Source organism: Streptomyces sp. NPDC093065, assembly GCF_044754585.1.
In the GTDB taxonomy this organism is placed as follows: domain Bacteria; phylum Actinomycetota; class Actinomycetes; order Streptomycetales; family Streptomycetaceae; genus Streptomyces.
In genome coordinates, this window is record NZ_JBIVPJ010000020.1 from 85,023 (window position 1) to 98,887 (window position 13,865).

Annotated in this window: 14 protein-coding genes; 8 read left to right on the forward strand and 6 right to left on the reverse strand. The window is 72.8% G+C overall.

Annotated elements, in window-relative coordinates; all coding sequences use genetic code 11:
- The first annotated feature begins 75 nt into the window (after positions 1 to 75).
- The 3 genes from ACIQFU_RS29360 (at position 76) to ACIQFU_RS29370 (ending at position 3,200) form a co-directional block, all read left to right on the forward strand.
- Positions 76 to 1,464 carry an aldehyde dehydrogenase family protein gene (locus ACIQFU_RS29360; RefSeq protein ID WP_402555432.1) on the forward strand — a complete coding sequence of 463 codons (1,389 nt, stop codon included), beginning with the start codon at positions 76 to 78 and terminating at the stop codon, positions 1,462 to 1,464.
- A 21-nt stretch (positions 1,465 to 1,485) separates the two neighbouring features.
- The gene (locus ACIQFU_RS29365; RefSeq protein WP_402555434.1) at positions 1,486 to 2,583 is read left to right on the forward strand and encodes a zinc-binding dehydrogenase; all 1,098 of its coding nucleotides are present in this window, start codon (positions 1,486 to 1,488) and stop codon (positions 2,581 to 2,583) included.
- Positions 2,584 to 2,729: 146 nt separating this feature from the next.
- Positions 2,730 to 3,200 carry a pyridoxamine 5'-phosphate oxidase family protein gene (locus tag ACIQFU_RS29370; RefSeq protein ID WP_402555436.1) on the forward strand — a complete coding sequence of 157 codons (471 nt, stop codon included), beginning with the start codon at positions 2,730 to 2,732 and terminating at the stop codon, positions 3,198 to 3,200.
- Here the strand turns inward: ACIQFU_RS29370 and ACIQFU_RS29375 are convergent.
- The 3 genes from ACIQFU_RS29375 to ACIQFU_RS29385 form a co-directional block, all read right to left on the reverse strand.
- Positions 3,197 to 4,171 (reverse strand): DMT family transporter, encoded by a 975-nt coding sequence (locus ACIQFU_RS29375; RefSeq protein ID WP_402555438.1) that lies wholly within the window; start codon positions 4,169 to 4,171, stop codon positions 3,197 to 3,199. The two genes, ACIQFU_RS29370 and ACIQFU_RS29375, sit on opposite strands and share 4 nt — an antisense overlap.
- Positions 4,172 to 4,288: 117 nt before the next feature.
- Entirely contained in the window at positions 4,289 to 5,002 is a 714-nt protein-coding gene (locus ACIQFU_RS29380; RefSeq protein WP_402555439.1) for an ArsR/SmtB family transcription factor, read from the reverse strand.
- 56 nt (positions 5,003 to 5,058) lie between these two features.
- Complete coding sequence (locus ACIQFU_RS29385) at positions 5,059 to 5,700, reverse strand: TetR/AcrR family transcriptional regulator (RefSeq protein WP_402555441.1); 642 nt, start codon at positions 5,698 to 5,700, stop codon at positions 5,059 to 5,061.
- A gap of 103 nt (positions 5,701 to 5,803) precedes the next feature.
- Between ACIQFU_RS29385 and ACIQFU_RS29390 the strand changes: the two genes are divergently transcribed.
- The 3 genes from ACIQFU_RS29390 to ACIQFU_RS29400 all read left to right on the forward strand — a co-directional run bounded on the left by ACIQFU_RS29390 (position 5,804) and on the right by ACIQFU_RS29400 (position 8,044).
- Positions 5,804 to 6,955, forward strand: a complete 1,152-nt coding sequence (locus tag ACIQFU_RS29390; RefSeq protein WP_402555442.1) for an acyl-CoA dehydrogenase family protein — start codon at positions 5,804 to 5,806, stop codon at positions 6,953 to 6,955.
- 75 nt (positions 6,956 to 7,030) lie between these two features.
- The gene (locus tag ACIQFU_RS29395; RefSeq protein WP_030402879.1) at positions 7,031 to 7,345 is read left to right on the forward strand and encodes a YiaA/YiaB family inner membrane protein; all 315 of its coding nucleotides are present in this window, start codon (positions 7,031 to 7,033) and stop codon (positions 7,343 to 7,345) included.
- Between the two features lie 60 nt (positions 7,346 to 7,405).
- Positions 7,406 to 8,044, forward strand: coding sequence for a TetR/AcrR family transcriptional regulator (locus ACIQFU_RS29400; protein WP_402555444.1), 639 nt, complete (start codon positions 7,406 to 7,408; stop codon positions 8,042 to 8,044).
- On the opposite strand, the gene ACIQFU_RS29405 is transcribed toward ACIQFU_RS29400, so the two are convergent.
- A complete protein-coding gene (locus ACIQFU_RS29405) occupies positions 8,035 to 8,496 on the reverse strand; it encodes a MaoC family dehydratase (RefSeq protein ID WP_402555446.1) in 462 nt (153 codons plus the stop codon). The two genes, ACIQFU_RS29400 and ACIQFU_RS29405, sit on opposite strands and share 10 nt — an antisense overlap.
- Before the next feature lie 142 nt (positions 8,497 to 8,638).
- Between ACIQFU_RS29405 and soxR the strand changes: the two genes are divergently transcribed.
- The gene (soxR, locus tag ACIQFU_RS29410; protein WP_402555448.1) at positions 8,639 to 9,187 is read left to right on the forward strand and encodes a redox-sensitive transcriptional activator SoxR; all 549 of its coding nucleotides are present in this window, start codon (positions 8,639 to 8,641) and stop codon (positions 9,185 to 9,187) included.
- Between the two features lie 24 nt (positions 9,188 to 9,211).
- Here the strand turns inward: soxR and ACIQFU_RS29415 are convergent, their stop codons facing one another.
- Both ACIQFU_RS29415 and ACIQFU_RS29420 read right to left on the reverse strand, forming a co-directional pair.
- Positions 9,212 to 10,135, reverse strand: coding sequence for a 3-keto-5-aminohexanoate cleavage protein (locus tag ACIQFU_RS29415; RefSeq protein ID WP_402555449.1), 924 nt, complete (start codon positions 10,133 to 10,135; stop codon positions 9,212 to 9,214).
- 96 nt (positions 10,136 to 10,231) lie between these two features.
- The gene (locus ACIQFU_RS29420) at positions 10,232 to 10,834 is read right to left on the reverse strand and encodes a hypothetical protein (RefSeq protein WP_030402884.1); all 603 of its coding nucleotides are present in this window, start codon (positions 10,832 to 10,834) and stop codon (positions 10,232 to 10,234) included.
- A gap of 223 nt (positions 10,835 to 11,057) precedes the next feature.
- On the opposite strand from ACIQFU_RS29420, the gene ACIQFU_RS29425 reads away from it, so the two are divergent.
- The gene (locus tag ACIQFU_RS29425; RefSeq protein ID WP_402555452.1) at positions 11,058 to 13,865 is read left to right on the forward strand and encodes a penicillin acylase family protein; all 2,808 of its coding nucleotides are present in this window, start codon (positions 11,058 to 11,060) and stop codon (positions 13,863 to 13,865) included.

Consider the following 13,865-nt stretch of genomic DNA (forward strand, 5'->3'; position numbering starts at 1 on the left):
GTGGGTGCCCCTGGTGCCGTAAAACTATCGGCGCTAGTTTGGGGCTGACGACGAGGCCCGCCCGGAAGGAACGCGATGAAGGCACACGACGGCATGTACATCGACGGAGCCTGGCGCCCCGCCGACGGCCGGGACACGATCGACGTCGTGAACCCGGCCGACGAGCAGGTGATCGGCCGGGTCCCCGCGGGCAGTGCCCTGGACGTCGACACCGCCGTACGGGCCGCCCGCGCCGCGCTGCCCGGCTGGGCGGCCACCCCGCCCGCCGAGCGCGCCGCACACCTGGCCGCCCTGCGGGACGTGCTGCTGGCCCGCCAGGACGAGATCGCGGAGACCGTCACCGCCGAACTGGGCTCCCCGCTGAAGTTCTCGCAGGCCGTGCACGCCGCCGTCCCCGTCGCGGTGGCCGGTTCCTACGCCGAGCTGGCGGCGACGTACGCCTTCGAGGAGAAGATCGGCAACTCCGTCGTCCACCACGAGCCGGTCGGCGTCGTCGGCGCCATCACCCCCTGGAACTACCCGCTCCACCAGATCGTCGCCAAGGCCGCCCCGGCGCTCGCGGCCGGCTGCACGATCGTGCTCAAGCCCGCCGAGGACACCCCGCTCGTCGCGCAGCTCTTCGCCGAGGCGGTGGACGAGGCGGGCGTCCCGACCGGTGTCTTCAACCTCGTCACCGGCCTCGGCCCGGTCGCCGGCCAGGCGCTCGCCGAACACCCCGGCGTCGACCTGGTCTCCTTCACCGGTTCCACCGCCGTGGGCCGCCGGATCGGCGCCGCCGCGGGCGCCGCCGTCAAGCGGGTCGCCCTCGAACTCGGCGGCAAGTCCGCCAACGTGATCCTCCCGAGCGCCGACCTCGCCAGGGCCGTGAACGTCGGCGTCGCCAACGTCATGTCCAACTCCGGCCAGACGTGCAGCGCCTGGACCCGCATGCTCGTCCACCGCGACCAGTACGACGAGGCCGTGTCGCTCGCCGCCGGGGCCGCCGCGAAGTACGGCGACCGGATCGGCCCCCTCGTCAACGCCAAGCAGCGGGAGCGGGTGCGCGGTTACATCGACAAGGGCGTCGCCGAGGGCGCGCGCCTGGTCGCCGGCGGCCCCGAAGCCCCGCGCGAGCAGGGCTACTTCGTCAGCCCCACGGTCTTCGCCGAGGTGACCGAGGAGATGACCGTCGCCCAGGAGGAGATCTTCGGACCCGTCCTGACCGTCCTCCGCTACGAGGACGAGGACGACGCCCTGCGGATCGCCAACGGCACGGTCTACGGCCTCGCCGGCGCCGTGTGGGCCGGGGACGAGGCCGAGGCGGTCGCCTTCGCCCGCCGGATGGACACCGGGCAGGTCGACATCAACGGCGGCCGGTTCAACCCGCTCGCGCCCTTCGGCGGCTACAAGCAGTCGGGCGTGGGCCGCGAACTGGGCGCCCACGGACTCGCCGAGTACCTCCAGACCAAGTCCCTCCAGTTCTAGCCAAGGGGAGTCGTCCACGTCATGGCCGTCCGTACCGCAGTCCGTGCCGCCGTCGTACCCGCCGTAGGCGCCCCCCTGGAGGTCACCGGGATCGAGCTGCCCGAGCCCGGCCCGGGGCAGGTCCGGGTCGGACTCGCTGCCGCCGGGGTCTGCCACTCCGACCTGTCCCTGTCCAACGGCACCATGCGGGTGCCGCTGCCCGCCGTCCTCGGCCACGAGGGCGCCGGCACCGTCGTCGCCGTCGGCGAGGGCGTCACCCACGTCGCACCCGGCGACGCGGTCGTCCTCAACTGGGCCCCGTCCTGCGGCGCCTGCCACGCCTGCTCGCTCGGCGAGGTCTGGCTGTGCGCGAACGCCCTGGCCGGCGCGGCGAACGTGCACGCCCGTCGCGCCGACGACGGCACCGACCTGCACCCCGGCCTGAACGTCGCCGCGTTCGCCGAGGAGACGGTGGTGGCCGCGGGCTGCGTCCTGCCCGCCCCCGAGGGCATCCCCCTCACCGAGGCGGCGCTCCTCGGCTGCGCCGTCCTCACCGGCTACGGCGCCGTCCACCACTCGGCGAAGGTCCGCGAGGGGGAGACGGTCGCGGTCTTCGGCGTCGGGGGAGTGGGCCTCGCCACCCTCCAGTCGGCCCGGATCGCGGGCGCCTCGAAGATCGTCGCGGTCGACGTGTCCCCCGAGAAGGAGGAACTGGCCCGCGCCGCGGGCGCCACCGACTACCTCCTCGCCTCCGACACCACCGCCCGCGAGATCCGCGCCCTCACCGGCAAGCAGGGCGTCGACGTCGCCGTCGAGTGCGTCGGCCGCGCGGCCGCCATCCGCACCGCCTGGGAGTCCACCCGGCGCGGCGGCCGCACCACGGTCGTCGGCATCGGCGGCAAGGACCAGCAGGTCACCTTCAACGCCCTGGAGATCTTCCACTGGGGCCGCACCCTGTCCGGCTGCGTCTACGGCAACGCCGACCCGGCCCGCGACCTCCCGGTCCTCGCCGAACACGTCCGCGCCGGCCGCCTCGACCTCGGCGCCCTGGTCACCGAACGCATCGCCCTGGACGGCATCCCGGCGGCCTTCGAGAACATGCTGGCGGGCAAGGGGGGCCGGGCGCTGGTCGTGTTCTAGGGCGGGTACGGAATGGCCTGCCCGGCACGCCCTGCACGCTGTGCCGGGCTGCTCGACCGCGCCCGGGTCCGGGGGCGGTCCTCCGTCGTGCGACGTAGGTCCCCCGCCTGATGCGGCAGGGGGGCCGTACGCCATAGCCTCCCCGCATGACGGCAGCCGACTCTCACCCCAGCGGTCCCCGCAGCCCGGAGCAGCGCAAGCGCGAGGCGCTGGAACGGCTCCAGCGGGACAACGACGTATGGGTCGCCACGGCCGACGCCACCGGCGAGCCGTGCCTCGTTCCGCTGGCCTTCTGGTGGGACGGCGGCGCGGTGTGGCTGTCCACCCGCGACACCAACCCGACGGGGCGCAACCTGTGCTCCTCGGGCCGGGTCCGGCTCAGCTTCGGACACAGCCGGGACGTGGTCCTGATGCACGGCACCGCCCGCATGCTGACCCGCGAGGAGCTTCCGGCCGGGGTCGGCGACGCCTTCGCCGCCAAGGACGGCTGGGACCCCCGCGAGGACCACCCCTCGTACGTCTTCTTCCACGTCACTCCGCAGGTACTGCAGGCGTGGGGGACGGTTCCCGAGATGGCCGGACGGACCCTGATGCGCGACGGGAAGTGGCTGGTCTAGGCGGGCCCCGAACGGGTGGGCTCGGCCCGGCCCGGGGCCTCGGCGCGTTCCGGGGCCGCGGCCGGGTGCCTGCGCGAGCGAGACACCGCCACGCCCGCCAGGCACAGGCCGCCGCCCGCCAGCGTGAGCAACCCCGGCACCTCGCCCAGCGCCAGCCAGGACATCAGCACGACCAGCGCGGGCACGGCGTACGTGGTCGCGCCCATCCGCCCGGCGGTCGTACGGGCCAGCGCGTACGCCCACGTCGTGAAGGCCAGCGCGGTCGGGAAGACGCCCAGGTACACCATGTTGAGCGTCGCGGACGCGGGGGCGCCGGCCGCCTCCCGCACCAGCTGTCCCGCGAACGGCAGGCAGAGTACCGCCCCGACCAGGCAGCCGAACGTCGTCACCTGCAGTGCGCTCGCTTGCGCCAGCGCGGGCTTCTGCGCGACCACGCCGCCCGCGTACGCCACCGCGGCCAGCAGGCACAGCACCACCCCGAGCAGCGAGGAGCCGCCCTCGCCCGACATGGACAGGCCCACGGTCACCGCGCCGGCGAACGACACCGCCATCCCGGTCAGCAGCCGCGGCGGCAGCGCGTCGCCCAGCAGCCGGGCGCCGAGCAGCGCGATGAGGATCGGACCGACGTTCACCACGAGGGCGGCCGTACCGGCGTCCACCTGCTGCTCGCCCCAGTTCAGGACGACCATGTAGAAGCCGAACCACAGCAGTCCCGATATCGCGATCCCGCGCCAGGCCGAACGCGGCGGCAGGCCCTCCCGGCGCAGGAGGCAGATCACCCCGAGCGTCAGCGCGGCCGACAGCAGCCGCCCGAGCGCCAGCGCGCCCGGCGAGTACGCCTCGCCCGCGCTGCGGATGGAGACGAAGGCGGAGGCCCACAGCACCACGGTGACGGTGGCCGCGCCGGCCGCGAGCAGTTCGGGGCGACGGTGCCGGCGGGCGGGAGGGGACGTGTGGGCGGTGCTCATCATGCTCCTGAGGTTAGGCAGCGGGAAGCCGCTCCCGCTGGCGGATTTCGGACCGTGAGCCGGTGTGCACGTGTCGGCGCCCGGACGGTTGCGGCGCGGGGCTGGTGCCGGGGGCCGCGCTCAGCGCAGCGCCACCGCGTCGATGCCCAGCAGTTCGGACAGCGCCAACTCACCCGCAGGCGTCACCTTCACCGCCCGTTCGGACCCGATGCGCGCACACCAACCGGTGTCCAGGGCGTGCCGGCACAGGGCCGCGCCCGCCACGCCCGCGAGGTGCGGACGGCGTTCCGTCCAGTCGAGGCAGGCCCGGGCCAGCGGCCGGCGACCGGTGGGCCGCAGCGGGATCCCGGCGGCGTCGAACCAGCCGAGCCCCGCGTCCGTGAGCGCGAACCCGGTGTCCTGGCGCAGCAGCCCGAGCCCGGTCAGCGCGTCGGTCACCGCGATGCCGAGCCGCCCGGCCAGATGGTCGTAGCAGGTGCGCCCCCGTGCCATCGCGGACCCGGCGCTCGACGCCCGCAGGGTGCGCGGACGCCGGGCGGCGGCCTCGGGCGCGACCTGGGCCGCCAGGTCCTCCACGAGCTGCGCGATCCGGTCGTCGGCCAGCCGCACGTACCGGTGCCGCCCCTGCCGCTCCTCGGCGAGCAGCCCGCCCGCCACGAGCTTGCCCAGATGCTCGCTGAGCGTCGACGCGGCGACCCCGGCGTGCCGGGCCAGCTCGCCGGCCGTCCACGCCCGCCCGTCCAGCAGGGCCAGCAGACAGGCGGCCCGCGTCTCGTCGGCGATCAGCCCGGCCAGGCGGGCGAGCCCGGGTGCCTCCGCGTCCCTCTCGGTCATGCGTCCCAGGATGCGCCACGCACGGTTCGGCGGGCGCCGAAGTGTCGCCGGAGCCCTCAGGCGTCCGGCGCGACCTGCGCGTACTGCTGCGCGAGCCCGTCCAGCAGCGCCGTCAGGCCGGTCTCGAAGGCCCGCTCGTCGATCTTCTCCTGCTGCTCGGCCAGGAGGTGGGCCTGCTGGAGGTGCGGGTAGTCGGCGGGGTCGTAGGCACCGGCGTCGGTCACGAAGCCGCCGGCGAAGGAACCGAGCGCCGAGCCCATGATGAAGTACCGCATCAGCGCGCCGATGGACGTGGCCTGGGCCGGCGGCCAGCCCGCCCGGACCATCGCGCCGTAGACGGCGTCCGCGAGGTGCAGCGCGGCCGGGCGGCGGCCGGGGCCGTGGGCCAGCACCGGGACGATGTTGGGGTGGTCGCGCAGCGCCGTCCGGTAGGAGACGGCCCAGTCGTGCAGCGCGGTCCGCCACTCCCGCCCGTCCTCGAACATCGACAGGTCGACCTGCGCGCTCACCGAGTCGGCGACGGCCTCGAGGATCTCGTCCTTGGTACGGAAGTGGTTGTAGAGGGAGGGCCCGCTGACCCCCAGTTCCGCGGCCAGCCGGCGCGTGGAGACGGCCGCGAGGCCCTCCGCGTCCACCAGCGCGCGGGCCGTCTCGACGATCCGGTCGGTGCTGAGCAGGGGCTTGCGCGGTCGGGCCATGGCGCACATAGTAGGGCTGCACAGATAAACTAGCAGTGCTAATTTAAATGTACGGCTTTCAATGTACCGCTTCCAAGATCTCTTTCCTGTGGGGTGACTCGGCATGAACCTGGAGCTCAGCGAGGAGCAGACCGCCGTACGGCAGCTCGCCCGGGACTTCGTGGAGCGGGAGATCACCCCTCACGTCGTCGCGTGGGACCGTGCCGAGGAGGTGGACCGGGCGATCGTGAAGAAGCTCGGCGAGGTCGGCTTCCTCGGGCTCACGGTCGACGAGGAGTACGGCGGCTCCGGCGGTGATCACCTCGCGTACTGCCTGGTCACGGAGGAGCTGGGGCGCGGCGACAGCTCCGTGCGGGGGATCGTCTCCGTCTCCCTCGGTCTGGTCGCCAAGACCGTCGCGGCCTGGGGGAGCGAGGAGCAGAAGCGGCGCTGGCTGCCGGGACTCACCTCCGGCGAGTACGTCGGCTGCTTCGGCCTCACCGAGCCCGGCACGGGATCGGACGCGGGCAACCTCTCCACCCGCGCGGTGCGCGACGGCGACGACTATGTCGTCAACGGCACCAAGATGTTCATCACCAACGGCACCTGGGCCGACGTCGTCCTGCTCTTCGCCCGCTCCACCGACGCGCCCGGCCACAAGGGCGTCTCCGCCTTCCTCGTGCCCACCGACACGCCCGGTCTGACCCGCCGCACCATCCACGGCAAGCTCGGACTGCGCGGCCAGGCCACCGCCGAACTGGTCCTGGAGGACGTCCGCGTACCCGCCTCCGCGATGCTGGCCCCCGAGGGCAAGGGCTTCTCGGTCGCCATGTCGGCCCTGGCCAAGGGGCGCATGTCGGTCGCGGCTGGCTGCGTCGGCATAGCCCAGGCCGCGCTGGACGCGGCCGTGAGGTACGCGGGGGAGCGCGAGCAGTTCGGCAGGACCATCGCCCACCACCAGCTGGTGCAGGAACTGATCAGCGACATCGCCCTCGACGTCGACGCGGCCCGGCTGCTGACCTGGCGGGTCGCCGACCTGATCGACCGCGGACAGCCCTTCACCGTCGAGTCCTCCAAGGCCAAACTGTTCGCCTCCGAGGCCGCCGTCCGCGCCGCCAACAACGCCCTCCAGGTCTTCGGCGGCTACGGCTACATCGACGAGTACCCGGCCGGCAAGCTGCTGCGCGATGCCCGAGTGATGACCCTCTACGAGGGCACCAGCCAGATCCAGAAACTGGTCATCGGGCGTGCGCTGACGGGCGTCTCGGCCTTCTGAGCGCCGGGCTCTGAGTACCCGAACTGAGTACGGCGGCGGATGTGGCCCCGGCCACATCCGCCGACCCTTGTCCCCATGAGTGACACACCGGTCAAGCAGCAGAACACGGCGGCCTTCTACGGGCAGGCCGTCGCCTCGTTCTCGGTGGCCATGGCCGCCACCGCCATCGGCATCTACCGGCTCCAGGCCGACGCCTGGGTGCGGGCCTTCCTCGCCATCGCCGTCCTGTACCTCGTCACCTCGGCCTTCACCCTGGCCAAGATCATCCGTGACCGCCAGGAGGTCGGCCAGATCGTGAGCCGGGTGGACCAGGCACGGCTGGACAAGATCCTGGTCGAGCACGATCCCTTCCAGAAGCCGGGCGGCACCCCTGCGGGCCAGCGCCCCTAAGCGATCGCTCACCTTCGGCGGTATGGTGGTGCTCCTGTCACCGAGAGGGGCGAACAAGCCATGAGTACGGCGGCCGAGACGACGGGCGGCGACATCGAGCCGTGGGAAGAGGTCACGCCCGACGCGGCCCGGCGGCTTCTGGTCGCCGCCGTGGAGGCGTTCGCCGAACGCGGGTACCACGCGACCACGACCCGCGACATCGCCGGGCGGGCCGGCATGAGCCCGGCCGCGCTCTACATCCACTACAAGACCAAGGAAGAGCTGCTCCACCGCATCAGCCGCATCGGTCACACCAGGGCGGTGGCCATCCTCCGCTCCGCGGCCCAGGGCGAGGGCGGCCCGACCGAACGGCTCGCCGACGCGGTGAGCTCCTTCGTACGCTGGCACGCCGGGCGGCGCACGACCGCGCGGGTCGTGCAGTACGAGCTGGACGCGCTCGGGCCCGAGGCCCGGGAGGAGATCCTCGCGCTCCGCCGGCAGTGCGACGCCGCGGTGCGCGGCATCATCGACGACGGCGTGGCGACGGGCGAGTTCGACGTGCCGGACGTCAAGGGCACGACGCTCGCCGTGCTGTCCCTCTGCATCGACGTGGCCCGCTGGTTCAACGTGAACGGCCCCCGGACGCCCGACGAGGTCGGCGCGCTCTATGCCGACCTCGTGCTGCGCATGGTGGGGGCCGGCGACGCGTCTCAGACGTAGTAGCGCGAGACGGACTCGGCGACGCACACCGGCTTGTCGCCGCCCTCGCGCTCCACGGTGAAGGCGACGCTCACCTGGATCCCTCCCGCGACGTCCTCGACACCGGTGATCGTCGCCGTGGCGCGCAGGCGCGAGCCGACCGGGACGGGGGAGGGGAAGCGGACCTTGTTGGTGCCGTAGTTGACGCCCATCTTCACGCCCTCGACCTGGATCAGCTGCGGTCCGAAGAGGGGGAGCAGCGACAGGGTCAGATAGCCGTGCGCGATGGTGGTGCCGAACGGTCCGGCGGCGGCCTTCTCCGGGTCCACGTGGATCCACTGGTGGTCCCCGGTCGCCTCGGCGAACAGGTCGATCCGCTTCTGGTCGACCTCCACCCAGTCCGTGTACCCCAGCTGTTCGCCCACCGCCGCCTTCACCTCGTCGGCGGACGCGAAGATCCTCGGCTCTGCCATGTCCCGGCCTCCCAAGTCGTCCCGGCCCAAGTCGTCCTGGTCCAAGCGTGTCCGTGTCAGTCTAAGCAACTGCTTAGCATGGCGCTCCGCGGGGCCGGTGTCAACGGACCGCACGGGTGACCGGGTCGGTAGGGTGCGAGGGGTGCCTCAGATTCCCGAGAAGATCCAAGAGCTCACGGTCGGCCAGCTCGCCGCACGCAGCGGCGCCGCCGTCTCCGCCCTGCACTTCTACGAGTCCAAGGGTCTGATCAGCAGCCGCCGCACCTCGGGCAACCAGCGCCGCTTCAGCCGGGACGCGCTGCGCCGGGTCGCCTTCGTCCGCGCCGCACAGCGGGTCGGCATCCCGCTGGCCACGATCCGCGAGGCGCTCGCCGAGCTGCCGGAGGGACGCACGCCCACCGCGGACGACTGGGCCCGGCTCTCCGAGTCCTGGCGCGCCGAGCTGGACGAGCGCATCAAACAGCTCAACCGGCTGCGCGATCACCTCACCGACTGCATCGGCTGCGGCTGCCTGTCCCTGGAAACCTGTGTCCTGTCCAACCCCGACGACGCCTTCGGCGAACGCCTCACCGGCTCCCGGCTGCTCGTGGAGCGCCGCGACGCCACCGCCACGGCCGCCTCCGCCACCGGCGGCAGGCGGCAGAGCCGGGTCCAGGACCGGGACCGGGAGCCGAACTGCTGCGACGGCTGACCGCGGGGTGCCCGGGCCGGGCCCTCAGCCGTCACCCCGTCGGGCCGAGGTCCACTCCGCCACGGCCGCGGTGACCAACTCGGCGTTCGAGGCGGCCCGGCTGCCGTCGGGCAGGAACAGGGTGTCCTCCAGGCCGATCCGGGTCGCCAGGCCCAACCGGCCGGCCAGCCGCAGCACCGGCCACGCCCCGCCGTCCTCGCCGTGGAGCAGGACGGGGCGGCCGTGAGCCGTGACGAGACCGGTCAGGGGGTGTCGTTCGGATCCTGCCGGGGTCGCGGGGTCCGGCACGCCCATCTGCGGCGTTGTGGTCGGTTGCCGGGGCTCCGCCCCGGCGCCCTCCTCCGTCTCGCAGCTGCACGCATCGCAACCCTCTCGGGTCGGCGGCGAGGCACCGTCGCCCGGAGCCGGCCTGATCCGAACGACACCTCCCAGCAGGGCGCACGCCGAGTCCCGCGCGGTCGCCGGGTCGGTGTCCGTGACCTCCGCCAGGACCCGCAGCACCTTCGGCCCGAGCGGTGAGCGCAGGAACCGGGCCGCCCCGTCCGTGCCGGACCAGACGCCCGCCTCCACCGCCACTCCGCGCTCGATCAGCGCGGCGGCCGTCTCCTCGGCGCCCGGCTCGTGCCAGTTGACCGACGCGTGGTCGGGCAGCACCGTCCAGCTCCGGATCCGCGCCACCCGGGCCGCCGGGTCGGGCTCGGCCCAGGCGCCCGTCGTGACCCCGACCGGCACGCGCGCCGGGATCCGTGCCCGTATCGCCTCCAGCGTCGCCTCGAGGGCGCGCGGCGACAACGTGTCCCGCCCGCACGGTGTCTTCGGGTGGACGTGGACGTCCGTGGCCCCCGCGGCGACCGCTTCGGCCACCGAGTCGGCCATCGCACCGGGCGACAGCGGCACCACCGCGCCGTCGGCGCCGTCCCGCGCCCCGTTCACACACACCTGCACCATTCCCCCATGGTGCCGGGCGCCACCGACAACGCCCGCCGAATCCGTGCCGTACCGGCCACCGGGGGTGCGGCGTCCCCGGCACACCCCCGCGGCCGGCTACGCCGACATCAGCAACCGGCCGCGCCGGGCGTCCGCCCGCGCGTCCGGAGTGAGGACGGGCCGCGGCACGAGGATCCCGCAGTCCGTGCAGACGGGGCCCGTCGAGGGCTCGTGGTCCAGGTCGTACTTCCAGGCGAGGCGCTCCCCGTCGCACACCGGGCACACGGAGCCCGGTTCACGCTCCAGCGCCGAGATCAGCCGGCGCAGCACCTCCGCCAGCGGTCCGTCGGGGTGGACCCGGGGGTCGTCGCACCACGCCACCCCGAAACCGCCCCAGGTCAGCCGGTGCCAGTCGTCCACACTGCCCGGCCTGCGCAGCCCGTCGTGCTTCTCCTTCCTGCGCCGCTCGGCGAAGGCGACCTCGTAGGCCAGCCACACCGAACGCGCCTCCTCCAGCTCCTCCAGTGCGGCCACGAGCCGCGCTGGGTCGGGGGAGCGGTCCTCGGGACCGAACCCGGCCCGGGAGCAGAGATGGTCCCAGGTCGCCCTGTGCCCATAAGGGGCAAAACGCTCAAGGCACTTGCGCAGCGAATAGCGCCGCAGCGCCAGGTCGCACCGTGGATCGCGCACCTGTCTCGCCAGACTTCGGAAACCGGCCATCGCCCTGCACCTCCGTCACACCTGCACCTGCACTTGGGTCACTTCGGCGTCGCCGTACGGACGTCGCCGAATAGACGTATCGACAACCGATTCGGCTCCATCCGATTTCCGATGCCCCCCATAAGCCGATCCACCCGCTCCCAAAAAGTGACGCATGTTCATCTTCCAACTCGGGGATACCGGCGGTAACGTCCCGCCACACCCCACGTCGGGAGGAGCTGCCATGCCACGGCGCACCCCACGCAACGCCCTCGACAGACTGAGAACTCCCCGCGGCTTCCACGGGTTCCTGAAGACCGTGTCCGTATGCGCGCTCATTGCCGGAGCTTTGTCACCGCTTTCCCCGGCGATGGCCGCCGGCACCGGATCCACCGGGACCACGGCCGTCCGGGCCGCCGCCAACGACCACTGCGGCGGGCAGTGTTCCGACATTCTGCCGCCCGGCCAGAACGGCAACGCCACCCTCGCCCAGATCCTCCTCAACCAGGCGTTCGGCACCCAGCCCGCGCACGCCGAGGACCAGCTCGGCCCCTACGCGAACCTCGCCACCGGCTATCAGGGCCTCACCAACGACAAGATCAACACCTTCTTCAACGATGCCTCCTTCGGCGTTCCCGACGGGCAGGCCGCCTCCACCGTCCGGCCCGCCGGACGCGACGACGTGACCATCGTCCGCGACAAGAAGACCGGCGTGCCGCACATCACCGGTACCACCCGCTACGGCACCGAGTTCGGCGCGGGCTACGCGGCCGCGCAGGACCGGCTGTGGCTGATGGACCTCTTCCGGCACGTCGGACGCGGTCAGTTGACCCCCTTCGCCGGCGGCGCTCCCGCCAACCAGGGCCTGGAGCAGCAGTTCTGGCGCAGCGCCCCCTACACGGAGGCCGACCTGGAGGCGCAGATCGAGAGCGCCGCCGCCAAGGCGGGCGAGCGCGGCGAGCTGGCCCTGGACGACGTGGACGCCTACGTCGCCGGCGTCAACGCCTACATCGACGCCTCGGACAAGGGCCGCTACTTCCCCGGCGAGTACGTCCTGACCGGCCACAAGGACGCCATCACCAACGCCGGCACCATCGAGCACTTCAAGCGCACCGACCTGATCGCGCTGGCCTCCGTCATCGGCTCCCTCTTCGGCGCCGGAGGCGGCGGCGAGGTGAACAACGCGCTCTCCCTGCTCGCCGCCCAGGAGAAGTACGGCGTCGCCGAGGGCACCGAGGTCTGGGAGTCCTTCCGCCAGCGCAACGACCCCGAGGCCGTCCTCACCCAGCAGGACGGCAGCTTCCCGTACCTGCCCACCCCGGACGACCCGCAGGGCCGCGCCCTGCCCGACGCCGGTACGGTCGAGGCGGAGCCGCTGGTGTACGACCGTACGGGCAGCGCCGCCGCCGCGAACGCGAGCGGCGCCTCCACCACGGCGGCGAAGACCGCCACGACCTCGGCGCGGCGCGGCATGTCCAACGCCCTCGTCGTCAGCGGCGAGCACACCGCGAGCGGCCACCCGGTCGCCGTCTTCGGACCGCAGACCGGCTACTTCGCCCCGCAGTTGCTCATGCTCCAGGAGATCCAGGGCCCCGGCATCAGCGCCCGCGGCGCCTCCTTCGCGGGCCTGAGCATGTACGTCGAACTCGGCCGGGGCCAGGACTACGCCTGGAGCGCGACCACCTCCGGCCAGGACATCATCGACACCTACGCCGTCGAGCTGTGCCAGGACGACCACCACTACCTCTACCGAGGCACCTGCACGCCCATGGAGAAGGTCGAGCGGCACAACGCCTGGAAGCCGACCGTCGCCGACTCCACCGCGGCCGGCTCCTACACGATGCGCGTGTGGCGCACGAAGTACGGACCGGTCGAGTCCCGGGCCACGGTCGGCGGCAAGAAGGTCGCCTACACCACCCTGCGCTCCTCCTACCTCCACGAGGCCGACTCCATCATCGGCTTCCAGATGCTGAACGACCCGGACTACCTCAACAGCCCGGAGCGCTTCCAGGGCGCCGTTCAGCACATCAACTACACCTTCAACTGGTTCTACGCCGACTCCGGACACACCGCGTACTACAACAGCGGCGACAACCCGGTGCGCGCGGATGGCGTCGACGCCGAGTTCCCGGTCTGGGCACGGCAGGCCTACGAGTGGCAGGGCTGGGACCCGGCCGACAACACCGCCCGGTACACCGGCGCGTCCGCCCACCCGCAGTCGGTCGACCAGGACTACTACATCTCCTGGAACAACAAGCAGGCCAAGGACTACCCGGCCGCGTCCTGGGGCAACGGCTCCGTCCACCGCGGCAACCTGCTCGACGACCGCGTGAAGAAACTGGTCGCCGACGGCGGCGTCACCCGCACCGCGCTGGTCGAGGCCATGGCCGAGGCGGCGTTGGCCGACCTGCGCGCCGAGGACGTCCTGCCCGGCCTGCTGAAGGTGGTCGAGTCCGCGCCGGTGACCGATCCGGCGGCCAGGACGGCCGTGGACGGACTGAAGGCGTGGCTGTCGGCGGGCGGCCTGCGCACGGAGACCTCGGCGGGAGCCAAGAAGTACGCCCACGCCGACGCGATCCGCACCCTCGACGCCTGGTGGCCGCTGCTGGTGAAGGCCGAGTTCGAACCCGGCCTGGGTACCGATCTCTACACCGCCTTCACCCGCAACCTGCCCGTCGACGAGTCCCCGTCCGCCGCCCACGGCCCGACCGGCGCCCACGCCGGCAGCGCCTTCCAGTACGGCTGGTGGAGCAATGTCGACAAGGACATCCGGACCGTGCTCGGCGAGTCCGTCGAGGGCCCGCTCGCGCACGCGTACTGCGGCGACGGCGACCTCGCCGCCTGCCGGGACACCCTGGTCTCCACCCTGAAGGAGGCGGCGGGCCGCACGGCCGCCCAGGTCTACCCCGGCGACGACAGCTGCTCGGCGGGGGACCAGTGGTGCGCCGACTCGGTGATCCACCGCACCCTGGGCGGTATCAAGCACGGCGGCATCAGCTGGCAGAACCGGCCGACCTACCAGCAGGTCGTGGAGTTCACGTCCCACAGGTGA

Coding starts and splice junctions, on each gene's coding strand:
- ACIQFU_RS29360 (WP_402555432.1), top strand. CDS start 76: ATGAAGGCACACGACGGCATGTACATCGACGGAGCCTGGCGCCCCGCC.
- ACIQFU_RS29365 (WP_402555434.1), top strand. CDS start 1,486: ATGGCCGTCCGTACCGCAGTCCGTGCCGCCGTCGTACCCGCCGTAGGC.
- ACIQFU_RS29370 (WP_402555436.1), top strand. CDS start 2,730: ATGACGGCAGCCGACTCTCACCCCAGCGGTCCCCGCAGCCCGGAGCAG.
- ACIQFU_RS29375 (WP_402555438.1), bottom strand. CDS start 4,171: ATGATGAGCACCGCCCACACGTCCCCTCCCGCCCGCCGGCACCGTCGC.
- ACIQFU_RS29380 (WP_402555439.1), bottom strand. CDS start 5,002: ATGACCGAGAGGGACGCGGAGGCACCCGGGCTCGCCCGCCTGGCCGGG.
- ACIQFU_RS29385 (WP_402555441.1), bottom strand. CDS start 5,700: ATGGCCCGACCGCGCAAGCCCCTGCTCAGCACCGACCGGATCGTCGAG.
- ACIQFU_RS29390 (WP_402555442.1), top strand. CDS start 5,804: ATGAACCTGGAGCTCAGCGAGGAGCAGACCGCCGTACGGCAGCTCGCC.
- ACIQFU_RS29395 (WP_030402879.1), top strand. CDS start 7,031: ATGAGTGACACACCGGTCAAGCAGCAGAACACGGCGGCCTTCTACGGG.
- ACIQFU_RS29400 (WP_402555444.1), top strand. CDS start 7,406: ATGAGTACGGCGGCCGAGACGACGGGCGGCGACATCGAGCCGTGGGAA.
- ACIQFU_RS29405 (WP_402555446.1), bottom strand. CDS start 8,496: ATGGCAGAGCCGAGGATCTTCGCGTCCGCCGACGAGGTGAAGGCGGCG.
- ACIQFU_RS29415 (WP_402555449.1), bottom strand. CDS start 10,135: ATGGTGCAGGTGTGTGTGAACGGGGCGCGGGACGGCGCCGACGGCGCG.
- ACIQFU_RS29420 (WP_030402884.1), bottom strand. CDS start 10,834: ATGGCCGGTTTCCGAAGTCTGGCGAGACAGGTGCGCGATCCACGGTGC.
- ACIQFU_RS29425 (WP_402555452.1), top strand. CDS start 11,058: ATGCCACGGCGCACCCCACGCAACGCCCTCGACAGACTGAGAACTCCC.